General features: G+C 64.2%; 13 protein-coding genes. 8 read left to right on the top strand and 5 right to left on the bottom strand.

The window, feature by feature from the left end; translation table 11 throughout:
* Position 1: 1 nt before the first annotated feature.
* From CSC71_RS09005 to CSC71_RS08975, 7 genes are all read left to right on the top strand, one after another.
* Positions 2-211, top strand: coding sequence for a hypothetical protein (locus CSC71_RS09005; protein ID WP_162374031.1), 210 nt, complete (start codon positions 2-4; stop codon positions 209-211).
* Positions 174-656 carry a nucleotidyltransferase gene (locus CSC71_RS09000; protein ID WP_162374030.1) on the top strand — a complete coding sequence of 161 codons (483 nt, stop codon included), beginning with the start codon at positions 174-176 and terminating at the stop codon, positions 654-656. Before CSC71_RS09005 ends, CSC71_RS09000 begins: the two co-directional genes overlap by 38 nt.
* Positions 657-882: 226 nt before the next feature.
* Positions 883-1,164, top strand: a complete 282-nt coding sequence (locus CSC71_RS08995) for a type II toxin-antitoxin system RelE/ParE family toxin (RefSeq protein ID WP_162374029.1) — start codon at positions 883-885, stop codon at positions 1,162-1,164.
* A 17-nt stretch (positions 1,165-1,181) separates the two neighbouring features.
* Positions 1,182-1,484: a HigA family addiction module antitoxin gene (locus CSC71_RS08990; RefSeq protein WP_162374028.1), complete on the top strand. Its 303-nt coding sequence runs from the start codon at positions 1,182-1,184 to the stop codon at positions 1,482-1,484.
* Between the two features lie 190 nt (positions 1,485-1,674).
* Positions 1,675-3,522: a tetratricopeptide repeat protein gene (locus CSC71_RS08985; protein WP_162374027.1), complete on the top strand. Its 1,848-nt coding sequence runs from the start codon at positions 1,675-1,677 to the stop codon at positions 3,520-3,522.
* A 454-nt stretch (positions 3,523-3,976) separates the two neighbouring features.
* Positions 3,977-4,384 (top strand): pilin, encoded by a 408-nt coding sequence (locus CSC71_RS15670; RefSeq protein WP_162374026.1) that lies wholly within the window; start codon positions 3,977-3,979, stop codon positions 4,382-4,384.
* A gap of 121 nt (positions 4,385-4,505) precedes the next feature.
* A complete protein-coding gene (locus tag CSC71_RS08975; protein ID WP_162374025.1) occupies positions 4,506-6,428 on the top strand; it encodes a hypothetical protein in 1,923 nt (640 codons plus the stop codon).
* A gap of 120 nt (positions 6,429-6,548) precedes the next feature.
* Here CSC71_RS08975 and CSC71_RS08970 read toward each other — a convergent pair whose 3' ends face one another.
* The 4 genes from CSC71_RS08970 to CSC71_RS08955 form a co-directional block, all read right to left on the bottom strand.
* Positions 6,549-7,175 carry a class I SAM-dependent methyltransferase gene (locus CSC71_RS08970; protein WP_162374024.1) on the bottom strand — a complete coding sequence of 209 codons (627 nt, stop codon included), beginning with the start codon at positions 7,173-7,175 and terminating at the stop codon, positions 6,549-6,551.
* Positions 7,172-7,936, bottom strand: coding sequence for a lysylphosphatidylglycerol synthase domain-containing protein (locus tag CSC71_RS08965; protein WP_162374023.1), 765 nt, complete (start codon positions 7,934-7,936; stop codon positions 7,172-7,174). The genes CSC71_RS08970 and CSC71_RS08965 overlap by 4 nt, the downstream gene beginning before the upstream one ends.
* 152 nt (positions 7,937-8,088) lie before the next feature.
* Positions 8,089-9,171, bottom strand: coding sequence for a UDP-N-acetylglucosamine 2-epimerase (locus CSC71_RS08960; protein WP_162374022.1), 1,083 nt, complete (start codon positions 9,169-9,171; stop codon positions 8,089-8,091).
* 234 nt (positions 9,172-9,405) lie between these two features.
* Complete coding sequence (locus CSC71_RS08955) at positions 9,406-10,257, bottom strand: glycosyltransferase family 2 protein (protein WP_162374021.1); 852 nt, start codon at positions 10,255-10,257, stop codon at positions 9,406-9,408.
* Between the two features lie 192 nt (positions 10,258-10,449).
* Here CSC71_RS08955 and pilB point away from each other — a divergent pair, with 192 nt between their 5' ends.
* Positions 10,450-12,174 (top strand): type IV-A pilus assembly ATPase PilB, encoded by a 1,725-nt coding sequence (gene pilB / locus CSC71_RS08950; protein ID WP_162374020.1) that lies wholly within the window; start codon positions 10,450-10,452, stop codon positions 12,172-12,174.
* A 283-nt stretch (positions 12,175-12,457) separates the two neighbouring features.
* On the opposite strand, the gene CSC71_RS08945 is transcribed toward pilB, so the two are convergent.
* Positions 12,458-12,934, bottom strand: a complete 477-nt coding sequence (locus tag CSC71_RS08945; RefSeq protein WP_162374019.1) for an REP-associated tyrosine transposase — start codon at positions 12,932-12,934, stop codon at positions 12,458-12,460.
* Between the last annotated feature and the right edge of the window lie 548 nt (positions 12,935-13,482).

The following is a 13,482-nucleotide window of genomic DNA, read 5'->3' as shown; positions in this document are numbered from 1 at the left end:
CATGACCCGCGACCCCGCCACGCCAACTGGCGCCATCGGCGAGGCCCTGCGCGCCGGCATCGACATCGGCCTGCTGGAGGACAACCTGCGCCTGACCTACGAGCAGCGTGCCCTGCAGCACCAGGACGCACTCGACTTGGCGCTTGCCTTGGAACGCGCTGGACGCGACCTGCATGAGCGACCTGCAACGCCTGCTGCAACGGCTCGATGAAACCGGCATCGAGTTCGTCCTGGTCGGCGGTTATGCCGCCATGCTGCATGGCTCCAGCCTGCTGACCCGCGACGGGGATGTCTGTGCGGTGCTGACCCCCGCCAATATCGAGAAGCTGCGCGATGCCTTCCACGATTTGCACCCGCAACACCGCCTCTCGATGCCGCGCCGCTCGTTCCTCGACGAACCTGCGCCCGGCACGGCGCTGGACAACCTCTACCTGAGCACCGACTGGGGCGCGCTCGACCTGCTCGGCAGCATCACCGGCGTGGGCGACTACGCCCGCGTGGCCAGCGATGCGGTCGAAATCGATCTATTCGGCCGCCGCGTGCGCGCCATCGGCCTGGACGACCTCATCGCCGCCAAGGAAGCGCTGGGACGCGACAAGGACCGGATCGCGGCCAAGGAACTGCGCGCCATCCGCGAAAAGCTGCGTGGCGGCTGAATTGCCCCGCCCCACCCCGTAGGAGCGGCGTAAGCCGCGACCGCCAGGTCCCGGCGCTTCGCGGACAATGCCGCTGGTCCGGGCGGTTCGGTCGCGGCTTACGCCGCTCCTACAGGATGCGTTCGACGCGAAGTGGTGAGGGTGGACACGTCGTGCCCACCCTGTGCGGCGCAGCCCCGCATCATTAACGCTTGACGTTATTAACGCAATGCGTTAATATCTGGCCATGTCGATCCGCTCCTTCCGCTGCAAGGACACGCAGGCGTTGTTCGAGCGCAACGCGGTGAAGCGGTTCGCGAACATCGCGACGCCGGCCCGACGCAAACTGGAGCAACTGGATTGGGCAGGCCACCTTGATGATCTGCGCATTCCGCCGGGCAACCGGTTGGAAGCATTGAAGGGCAAGCGGGCCGGTCAGCACAGCATCCGCATCAACGACCAGTTCCGTCTCTGCTTCCGATGGACCGGAAGCGACGCCGAAGATGTCGAGATCGTCGACTATCACTGATTCGAGGTTACGAAGCCATGGCACGCAAACTTCCCCCCATCCATCCCGGCGAGATCCTGCTGCACGAATTCCTGGAGCCCCTGGGCATCACCCGCTACCGCCTGTCCAGGGACATCGGCGTGCCGCCGCAGCGCATCGGCGACATCGTCGCCGGCAAGCGCGCCATCACCGCCGATACCGATCTGCGCCTCTGCCGTTACTTCAGCCTGTCGGACGGTTACTGGCTTCGCGGCCAGGCGCGCTACGACACCGAACGCGCCCGCGACGCATTGGCCGGCGATCTGGAACGCATCCAGCCCCTGGCCCGGCAAGCGGCATGAAGGCGACGCGGACCCTGGGCGTGAAGTCGCACGCGGTGGAGGCCTGAGCCCGGGACACGACTGCAGTAGCGATAGCCTCGTTGCGCAAAAAAAAACGTGACCCATGCCAAGCTGGCACCGCGCCACGGCGGGACTGGAGCGCGCAACGGCTATATTGCCGTCCCCGCGCGACGCATCCCGACTCCCGGCAATGTCCATCCATCCCGACGCATCCAGCCCCGTTCCGCACGACCGCGACCGGCGGACCGCCCTCGCCGTGCTGGCCCTGGTGGCCCTGCTGCGCTTCGTGCACCTGCTGTACGCGCTGCAGAGTCCGCTGACCTTCCAGATCGGGCCGGACGAAGACTACTACCGCCGCTTCGGCCTGGACGTCGCCTTTGGCAGCGGAGGCATGACGCCGGAATTCGGCTTCATGGATCCCCTGTACGGCTACCTGCTGGGACTTTCGTTCAAGCTGGCCGGTGGCGTGTTCCCGATCTACCTGTTGCAGGTGGCGACTGATGTCGGCACTGCGTTCGCCCTGATCCTGATCGCCCGCGAATTCGGTCGGCCAAAGATCGGACTGGTCGCTGCCGCGATTTACGCCGCGCTCGGCCCGGCGATGGCTTTCACCATGATGTTGCTGAAGACCACGCTGGTTACCGCGTGGCTGGCATGGTGGGTATGGTTCGCCCTGCGCGTCTCCCGTACCTCGCGCCTGCTGCCATGGCTGGGATTCGGGTTGTACTGCGGCATCGGCGTGGCGCTGCGCGCGAACCTGCTGCTGATGGCGGTGCTGGCGCTGGCGATCCTGCCCGCGTTGCGCTGGCGCGACCTGCCGCACGCGCGGCTGGCGTGCGCCTGCGCGCTGTTCCTGTTCGGCCTGTCCCTGCCGCTGGCCGCGTTGACCGCGCGCAACGTCGCCGCCACCGGCCGCTGGAGCTTCGTACCCACCAACGGCGGCGTAGTCCTGCACCAGTTGTACAACCCGGAAAACCCCCTTTCGCGGTCGGGCTTCCCCTCCTTCGTGCGGTACCGCCATCCCAGCGAGGTCCAGCGGGCCTATGCTGCCGAAGCGCAGCGTCGCACCGGACATCCACTGGACGCGGGACAGGTGGAGCGTTATTGGCGCAGCCGAGCAACGTCATACATCCTCGCGCACAAATGGCAGAGCGTTCGCAACGGCCTCCGCAAACTCGGCGAATTCAGCGCGTACACCGAAGTGCCGAACAACCGCACCTACCGGGACGAGCAACGCTTCTCGCCGCTGCTGAAAGCGCTGCCGCAGCCGTTCGGCTGGCTGTTCGCGCTCGGCGTGCCCGGTCTGTTGCTGCTGGTGCGGCAGCAGGCTCGCGGCTGGCTGGTGCTTGCCCCGGTGTCGATGGGGCTCTTCACCATCGCCGTGTTCTTCGCCGAGGACCGTTTCCGTTCCAACATCGTCGCGCCATTCGTCCTGGGAACGGCTTTCTGGGCGGCATGGCTGTACGAATGGATGCGCGCGCGGCGCTGGTCCGCTGTTTCGCTGGGATTTGCAGCTTCACTCTTGCTCGGTGCCGTCTCGATCTGGCAAGCGGCGCGAATCGCGCCCGTTGCAACCAACTGGCTGCGCATCGCCAACGGCTACGTCCTGCTGGGCGACAGGGCAAACGCGCTGCGCGCGCTGGATGAAGCGGAACGGTCGCAGCCCGGCGCGGCCGATCCGCACGAGCTGCGCGGCCTGATTGCCCTGCAAGGCGGGGACTACGCGGTCGCGCGTCGCGAACTGGAATCCGGCCTGCGCCTGCGCCGCGACCGCCACGAGGTCTGGCACAACTACAGCTTGGTGCTGGAACACGATGGCGAAACGGAAGCCGCGCTGGCCGCCGAAGCCCGGGCCGAGGCGCTGCTGCCGCTGCCCGACTATCGCCTGCGCATGGGGGACCTGCTGGCAAAGCTGGGGCGCACGCAGGAGGCGGCGGAACTGTACCGGCAGGTTGAGCAGGACCCCCGTGCCCACATACCCCCTGCCAACCTGGCTACGCATGCTGCTGCGCGGCTCAGAAAGCTGGGGATGGAATAAGACCGGGTCATACTCTGATCCGGCCTCATCGACGACCCGTGATGCGTCTTTGGGCACCCGGGTCGACACAACCCGTCAAATACGTGATTGCCATCACCACAACAGCGTCGAACCCATCGTGCGCACGCCTTTCGTCGGGTTGCAACGCCCGATACTCCCCCACAATTGCTTGTTCTGTGAGGAAAATTCCAATTGGCCCGTGCCACGATTCCAGACTGACCATTCGCGTCACTTTTTGACGCAAATGGTCAATTGAACCGTGCAAACCATGAGATTAGTCTGCGCTCGGGGAAATTCGCAGCGGATAAAGCCAACTGCATCCCGCAAGGTGTTTGGCATGTTTCCTGCGACTTGAACCTTGCGCGTGGCTGTCCACGGCACCCACGGTCCACTTCATGGGGGACACGGGGGAAAGAATGTGTCCCTTTCCATCAACCAAACCGAGGTTCACCTTATGAAGAAGAACATGCAGGGCTTCACCCTCATCGAACTGATGATCGTGGTGGCCATCATCGCCATCCTGGCCGCCATTGCGCTGCCGGCGTACAGCGACTACACCAAGAAGGCCAAGGTGTCGGAAGTCATCACCGCCGCCTCGTCCGGCCGTACCGCGATCGCGGAATACGTCGCCTCCAACAGCGCCTGTCCGACCGGCAACATCCTGCCGACCCAGACCTCGCATTATGTCGCCAGCGTCGCCAACGCCGGCTGCGTGGTGACCGCGACCTCCAAGAGCATCCCGGGCGTGACCGGCACGATCGTCCTGACCGGCACCGCGAACACCACGCAGGGCACGGTGGCTTGGGTTTGCGGTCCTAACTCCACCATTCCGCCGCGCTATCGCCCCGGCACCTGCCAGTAAGTTACGCTGGCAAAGCTTCAATGCGTACCCGCAACCCCGGCCCCGGCCGGGGTTGCTTTTTTCCCGGACCCATTCCAACCATGGGCGCACGATGATCCCGGCACCTCCCAGGACTATCCGCATGGACTGGCGCCAAGCCACTCGCATCCTTCTGCCACTGCTGGCGCTGGCGGCCTGCCTGCTGGTTTTCGTCCCGGGACTCAGCGGCCCGTTCCTGCTGGACGACCTGGCCAACCTGGAAACCCTGCGCATCGACCAGCTGGATCTGGGCAATGTCTACCGGGGCATATTGAACAACCCGTCCGGCTTGCTGCTACGCCCGATATCCAACCTGACACTGCTGTTGCAGCAGGCAATGGGCGACGGGCACTCGTTCGGCTTCAAGCTGTTCAACCTGCTGGTCCACGGCATCAACGGCTTCCTGCTGTGGCGGCTGTGCATCCTGATCGCCGGCGCACTTTCCCCCCGGCCCGACCAAGCCAACACCACGAAGTACATGGCCCTGCTGGCGGCAATGCTGTGGACCCTCCATCCCTTGCAGGTCAGCAGCGTGCTGTACGTGGTCCAGCGCATGACCCTGCTGTCCGGCACCTTCATCCTGCTGTCGGTGACCGCCGCCGTGGCCCCGCTGCTGCGCCCGGGCGCGCTGCGCACGCCCGCCAGCGGCGTGCTGCGGACCGCGATCGTCGGATTGCTGGCCGTACTGGCCCTGCTGTCGAAGGAAACCGGCGCGCTGGTTCCTTTCATGCTGCTGGCGATCTGGCTGGCCGTGCCCGATGCCAGCCGCGAAACTTTCCGCGACACGCCGGGCAAGCGGGTCTTCGCCTGGACCGCCGTGTACCTGCCCGTGCTGGCGGGCCTTGCGGCTGCCGTGGCGCTGTGGCCCAAGATTTCGGCGGGCTATTCGGGCCGCCATTTCGCGCCGCTCGAACGGCTGATTTCGGAATCCTGGATCCTGCTCGACTACCTGACCAGCATTTTCGTCCCCCTGCCCCAGCGCATGGGACTGCTGCTCGACGACACTCCCGTGATCCGGCTCTCCACTGCCGGCTGGTGGATTGCCCCCCTGGTACTGCTGGCCATGGCATCCGCCGCGGCGCTGGTGCGCAGGCGCTATCCGTTCGTCACGTTCGCCATCTACTGGTTCCTTGCCTGCCATCTGCTCGAATCCACCGTCCTGCCGCTCGAACTCAAGTTCGAGCACCGCAACTACCTGGCATTGCTGGGCCCCATGCTGCTGCTGGCCCGCGGCGTCGCCACGCTGGGGAAAGCGATCTCGGCCCGCACGGCCGTCGCGACCGGCGCGGTGCTGGTGGTGCTGATGGCTGGACTGACTTCGATCCGCAGCGACACCTGGTCCACGGACGTGAAATTCATCGCGTTCGAAGCCCGGCATCATCCCAACTCCGCCCGCGCACAGCTGGAAATGGCGCGCCTTGAAAGCAACAACGGCCGCGACGACCTGGCATACCAGCGGGTAGAAGCGGCGATTGGCGCCAATCCCGATCACTACGGGCTCCTGCTGTACGACATGTTCCTTGGCTGCAAGGCGGGAACCCCGGTGCGCTGGGATGACATGCGGCGCCACATCCGGACGCACCCCGACGATTTCTCGATCCGCAACGATTACCTGTATGGGGCGACCCTGTCCTTGCTGCTGAGCCACCGTTGCCAGCCCGGCTTCGACGCTGCGTTCCGCGCCCATGTCGACGATGCAACGGCGCTCTACAGGTCACGACGACTGCCGCTCGGGCAAACGTTCTTCCAGGTGATGCAGGCGCAGATGGAGAGCGACCCACGCTTGCAACGGACGCTGATCGCCGGCATCCCGGAAGAAACTCAGACGACCGATCTCCGGCTCCGAGTTGCCTATCTCGACCTGTACCTCGGCGATTTCGAATCCGCCGAGGACATGCTGTCCCGGCTCAAGGCCACCACGCCCGCCTGGCATCCCGACTATCCCGAGGTGCGGACCTTCGAGGCCAATCTGCTGAAGGCCAAGGAGCAAGGATCAAACGGGAAGAGCGGCGGCGGCGCGCCATGAACTCGACTGCAGGCGGGGATCCCGCGGCAACTTGAGCCGCGGGATGGCAGTAGCAACCTTCAAATCATTGGAGCGGCAGGACATTCAAGGTCTTGCGAACGGCCAGCCGGCCCGCAAACCTCACTTGCGCGCGTACAGCAGGAAACGCGCGCCCTCGTTCCAGGACGGGTCCGGCGGCGCCAGCGTCGCCTCGAAGGACGACATGCGCTCAAACGCCGGAAACCAGAACGCCACGTCATCGGCCACCTTGCGATGGCGCACATGGCGCAGAGTGCGTCCTCCGGCCTCATCGACCGTGGAATAAATCACGACGTACTTGTCGGCTGCCGCGAACAGCCGGTCCATGTAGGCGCGGTACACGCCATCCTCGACCAGGTGGAAAATCACGTCCAGCGACAGCGCCGCGTCCGCGGTCTGTCCGCGATAATCGTCTGCCAGCATGAATGCCTTGCCGGGATCCGTGGCGAATTTCTCGCGGCACAGCGCAACGGCATCGGGACTGATGTCGATGCCCAGGTAGGATGGGTACCGGGCCAGCGCCAGTTGGCGACCGTCGCCACAGCCGAATTCGATCAGGCTGGATACCTCATGCTCGACCACGAATCGATTGAGCACCTTCGCCTTGTAGTCGGCAGATTCTCCGGCGGAACCGGTACCCGAATCGCCGCCATAGCGATAGCGCCTACGCCAGTAATCACTAGACCCTCTGAACGAAAGCAAGGGAAGCCATTTCCCAATGAATTTCATGATTTATCCAGTTGCGCTTTCGGCCTGTGTCCGTTCGAAAATAACGCAAACAAGCCAGCCAGCAAGTCCAGTCCCACGCTCGCCAGTCTTAGAAGACTCGCCAGCAACAACGCACGCTCCAAACCCAGCCACTCGCCGGAAAGCGCGACCATGGCTCCCTCCCGTACGCCAATGCCTCCGGGCGAAATCAACACCAACACCCCCGCCCCCACCGCCAGGCCGAACGATCCAACCACGCCAAGGATGATGCTGCAAGAAGCATCGAACAAGCGCCACGACAACCAACCGACCAGCAACGACCACAGCAATTGCTGAATTAAGCAAAGCGCTGCCGCAACCAACAAGGAACGGACGTGGAACCCTGGCATCACTGACAGACGCGGGAACCTGTTCCCTGCCTTCGACGCCAACAGGATGGCGCCCGTTGCAAGCAAGGGTAGCACCGGGATGGCGAGCAATATGGCGACATGGTGCAACCTGGTCGCCAGATAGAACAACCCTCCCAACGAAATCGCCATGCCCGCGCCGATCATTTGCTCCGCCAGGCCGGCCGCAAGTTGCCTTGCGCGCGTCGTACCGTCTCCCGAATATAACCGTGCCAAAAAGCCGAACACGCCGCCGGGAACGTATTTCCCTATCAGCAGAAGCCCCAGTTGGCGAAAAGCGGCCGCCCACGGCAAACGCATCGATACGAAGGAGAACCAGTATTTTTGCCATGCTGCCGCAGAGAGCAGCAATTGCACGATCATCCAGATGCTCAATCCCGCCCATTCGATGGCACGGACGCTCGGAACGCCGCCTACTGTCCTCGCACCCAACTTCCAAGCCAGTGAAAGGCAGAACCCAACGCCCACCAAGAATACGAGGGTGGGGATAATGCGCCGGGCCATAGAAGCGCGGTCGGCACCCTTCGTCATGCATATGCCTGCAGGACATCCACCAGGACGCCGGTCGGCGAACCGCCATCGATCAAGCGCAGGCTCCAGCCACCTTGTGCATGTCGATTCACGAATTCGCGAATTCGAACCGGATCGAGCCCGGACACCTCCACGACGCCACCAACACCGTCCATCCGTTCGGTCGTGCGTCTTAAAAGGAGGGTGGGCAACCCCATCATGGCGGCTTCTTCCTGATTGCTGCCCCCATCGGTCATCAGGAAGCGGGCGCCCACTAGCAATCTGACGAAATCCGGGTAGTCCATGCGCTCCAGCAGTTCCAGCGCAGGAACCCGCTGGAGGCGGGCCAACCATTCGCTCGCACCAATCTTTTCCCGCGTAGCCGGATGCAGGACGAACTTGATCGGGACAACTTCTGCAGCATCGATCACCGCACCCATCAGCATGTCAAAGACCGCCTTGCTGGAGAGATTCTCACTGCGGTGCATGGATACGACGGCATAACCGCCATTGCCACCAGATCGCTCGCTCTCCGACAGCCGCTGCAGGGACATCGCCAATGCGTCCTTCAGGGTATTTCCCTGTGTATGGATCACGCGGCCGCCGACACCGGCAAGATTCCTTTCTGCGTTGTCGTCTGGAACAAAATGCAGATGCGACATGCGCGATACCAAGCGACGAATGATTTCTTCTGGGAACGGCTCAAGCAGTCGCGGCGAGCGCAAGCCTGCTTCGATATGCCCGACCATGCCGCCAGCGAAGCGAATGGCGATCGCTCCAAATAGCGTTGAAGCCGTGTCTCCATGCACCAGCCCAAGGCTCACGCCCTTCCATGCATCCGAACGCATCCGGACCAGCACAGCCTGCCAATAGCGGAAAATCCAAGACAGGAAGCTGCGGTGCGTTGCCGCTTCGAAATCAGGGACCAACACATCATCCGGAGGACGGGTGCCGAATGCGGCTTCTAGCAGATCGAATGTTTCACTGTGCTGTCCGGTGTATACCAATCGATACGGCACTAAACGTTTATCCATCTCGCGCAGAACCGGGGCCATCTTAATGAACTGCGCTTTTGTTCCTATCAGCACAAGCAGCGACATGACTCAACACCACACGCAATCGCCCCGGCAAACACCCCGGCAGCACTGTTCGCACGCATTGCTCAAATACCCGCCATGCTCGGTGCCGAAGGGATATTCAGCCGCAGCGCCAAGGAAGCGCCAAATCACAGAAACACCCCGAGTGACAGAATCAGGCAGAGGCATGCATATATGTACTGAAGCCATCCAGTCTACTCATCATAATTAACACTTCCCTTTCTTCATCAGCTTTCCTCACTCATCTCGCTTGTACGTCAACGCGGTGATCTGCTCAGAGATCAACCCGATCAGGAAGATGATCACCGCCGCGCTGAACAGCAGCATGCTCATGTTGGTGAAGCGATGCTGGGCCAGGAAGGTATAAACGTAGTAGCCCAAGCCGACCAGGAAGAACATCACTGCCGTCGGCGCGAACAGCTTCAGCGGCGAATACAGCGTGGCAATCTTGAAGATGATCAGTAGAAAGCGGACGCCATCGCGCAGTGGGCGGATGTGGCTGCGGCCGATGCGCCTCGCTACCGGGATCGGCTCATAGGCCACCGCATAGGCGCTGCGGAAGAAGGCCATGGTACTGGTGGTCGGATACGAGAACCCGTTCGGCAACATGTAAAGGAACTCGCGGAACTTGTCCGCCCGCACCACTCTGAACCCGGACGTTAGGTCCTTCACCTCGAACCCGGTCATGCGCGTGGCCAACCAGTTGTAGAAGGCATTGGCCACGCCGCGGTGCGCGCCGGCCTGCCCTGCCCAGTCGCGCGCCCCAACCACCATGTCGTAACCCTGCCTCAGTCTTCCCAGCAGGCGCGGAATGCAGGCCGGGTCGTGCTGGCCGTCGGCGTCCATGAACACAATAACCTCGCCGGTGGCCACACGCGCTCCACGCTTGATCGCCGCGCCGTTGCCCATCGAATACGGCGACGACAGCGCGATGGCGCCGTGCTCGGCTGCCACCAAGGCGGTTTCGTCGCTGGAACCGTCGTCGACGACGATGATCTGGGCATTCGGCAATTGCGCCCGCAACGCCGGCAGCGTGCGGCGCAAGCCGGCGGCCTCATTTTTGGCGGGCAGTACGACGCTGATCTCCAAACCCTTCCCCCCAACGGCATCGTTCGCAGACAGGATACTGCAATTGCCGATGGGCGCCGGCCGGAACGGGGCCGGCACCCCTGCACTGCGACCCCGTTCACGTTCGGTCGACCGTGCCTGGCACGTCGCTTGCTGGTATCTTCCTGCAGGGGAGAAATACCTGTAGGCCGATTTACGGGGGGATCCGGGTCCATGAACGCCGCTGTCAATCTTGTCGGTATCACCGGCATCGCCCGCCGCCTGGTCATGGACGGTGCCTTGGACGAAACCGCCGCCCGCGCCGCGATGGCCAACGCCAGCGAGGCCAAGGTGCCACTGGCGCAGTGGCTGGCCGAGAAGAAGCTGGTCGCGCCGGCACAGATGGCCGCAGCCAATGCCCTCGAGTTCGGCATCCCGCTGCTGGACGTGACCGCCTTCGACCGCACCCAGAACGCCCTGAAGCTGGTCAGCGAGGAACTGCTACAGAAGTACCGGGTACTGCCGCTGTTCAAGCGCGGCAACCGTCTGTTCGTCGGCATCTCCGACCCCACCCAGACCCGCGCGCTGGACGACATCAAGTTCCACACCAACCTGGCGGTGGAACCGATCATGGTCGCCGACGACCAGTTGCAGCGCGCGCTGGACCAGTGGAGCAGTTCCGAATCGCTGGGCAGCGCGCTCGGCGACGACGACGAAGGGCTGGACAACCTGGACGTCAGCGGCGGCGACGACGACTTGACCGGTGGCGACACAGGCGTTGATGCCAAGGGCGACGACACGCCGGTGGTGAAGTTCGTCAACAAGGTGCTGGTCGACGCGATCCGCCGCGGCGCCTCGGACATCCACTTCGAGCCGTACGAAACCGACTACCGGGTACGCGTACGCATCGACGGCATCCTCAAGCAGATCGCCCGGGCGCCGGTAAAACTGAACCAGCGCATCGCCGCGCGCCTGAAGGTGATGGCGCAGCTGGACATCGCCGAGAAGCGCGTGCCGCAGGACGGCCGCATCAAGCTGAACCTGAGCAAGAGCAAGCAGATCGACTTCCGCGTCAGCACCCTGCCGACCCTGTTCGGCGAGAAGGTGGTGCTGCGCATCCTGGACGGCAGCGCGGCCAAGCTGGGCATCGACAAGCTGGGCTACGAACCGGACCAGCAGAAGCTGTTCGAGGACGCCATCGAGAAGCCCTACGGGATGGTGCTGGTGACCGGCCCCACCGGTTCGGGCAAGACCGTGTCGCTGTACACCGCGCTGGGCATCCTCAACGACGAGTACCGCAACATCTCCACGGTCGAGGACCCGGTGGAAATCCGCCTGCCCGGGGTCAACCAGGTGCAGCAGAACACCAAGCGCGGCATGACCTTCGCCGCGGCGTTGCGCAGCTTCCTGCGCCAGGACCCGGACGTGATCATGGTCGGCGAAATCCGCGACCTGGAAACCGCCGAGATCGCGATCAAGGCCGCGCAGACCGGCCACATGGTGCTGTCCACCCTGCATACCAACGACGCACCGCAGACCATCGCCCGCCTGATGAACATGGGCATCGCCCCGTACAACATCACCAGCTCGGTGACCCTGGTCATCGCGCAGCGCCTGGCGCGGCGCCTGTGCACCAAGTGCAAGAAGCCGGTGGAGCTGCCCGAGCACGCGCTGCTGGCCGAGGGCTTCACCGAGGCCGAACTGCGCGAGGGCTTCACCCTGTACGACGCGGTCGGCTGCGAGGAATGCACCGAAGGCTACAAGGGCCGCACCGGCATCTACCAGGTGATGCCGATGACCGACGAGATCGCCGAGATCGTGCTGGAAGGCGGCAACGCCATCCAGATCGCCGCGGCCGCGCAGAAGGCCGGGGTGCGCGACCTGCGCCAGTCGGCGCTGTGGAAGGTCAAGCAGGGCGTGACCAGCCTGGCCGAGATCAACCGCGTCACCAAGGATTGATGTAGGAGCGGCGTGAGCCGCGACCGCCATGTCCCAGCGCGCCGCGGACAGCGCCACAGGCCCGGACGGTTCCCGGTCGCGGCTTACGCCGCTCCTACAAATTCGTGGGCCACGACCACCATGTCCCAGCGCTCCACGGACAATGCCGCAGGCCCGGACGGTTTCCGGTCGCGGCTTACGCCGCTCCTACAAATTCGCGGGCTGCGACCATCGCTTGGCGCGCCGCGGACGATTCCGCACGGCCGGACGGTTCCCGGTCGCGGCTCACGCCGCTCCTACGGGGTCACAACCAGCAAGCGTTCCAGAACGGGTAATCGCGGACCTTGTCGACCAAACCCGCACGTACCGGATTCATGATCAGATAGCGTGCGGCGGCCAGCAGATCGTCCTCGGCGCGCACGGCGCGATCATGGAATGCGCGGGCCCACACCGGGCCCAAACCCGGAAATTCTGCCCGCACCTGTCCGGCAGAATTGCACTTCAACCGGCGGATGGTCCCGGACAAATCGCCATCTGCGCCGACCTGGATCAGGCCATGCCAATGGTCCGGCATCAACACCCACGCCAGGAGTTGCGCATCCGACCATATCCGCCGATCCGACATGGCCCTGCATGCTGCCATCGCCAGATCGCCGTCCCGGAACAATGGCCGCCTGCCCCGGGTGATGAAAGTCACGAAATAGACATGGTTGGGTAAGGACACCCGTCCCTTGCGCAAGGCGGCATGGCCGGGGTGGGGATCTGGCCGGGTCGTGTTCATGGCCGGATGATCCGCGAACCGAATCGGCCCGCCCATCGGCAGTGCCCCAAACCGCGGGTCAGAAAAACCCTGTAGGAGCGGCGTAAGCCGCGACCGCCATGTACCAGCGCCCCGCGGACAGCGCCACAGGCCCGAATGGGTCCCGGTCGCGGCTTACGCCGCTCCTGCAAATTCGTGGGCCGCGACCGCCATGTCCCAGCGCGCCGCGGACAATGCCGCAGGCCCGAATGGGTCCCGGTCGCGGCTTACGCCGCTCCTGCAAATTCGTGGGCCGCGACCGCCATGTCCCAGCGCGCCGCGGACAGCGCCACAGGCCCGGACGGGTCCCGGTCGCGGCTCACGCCGCTCCTACAAATTCGTGGGCCGCGACCGCCATATCCCTGCGCCCCGCGGATAATGCCACAGGCCCGGACGGGCCCCTGCCGCGGGCAGGGCCTGCCCCGCGAAGGCGGGGGTCGCTCCTGCGCCCGGTTCCGCGAACGGATGCCGGGCAAACCCTGCCAGCCGTCACATCCGGTAGTTCCCTTGCCGGAATAACGCGTTACCAT

The sequence above is a fragment of the Pseudoxanthomonas sangjuensis genome (genome assembly GCF_010211755.1).
Taxonomy (GTDB): Bacteria; Pseudomonadota; Gammaproteobacteria; order Xanthomonadales; family Xanthomonadaceae; genus Pseudoxanthomonas_A; species Pseudoxanthomonas_A sangjuensis.
This window is presented reverse-complemented; position numbering and strand designations above follow the sequence as displayed.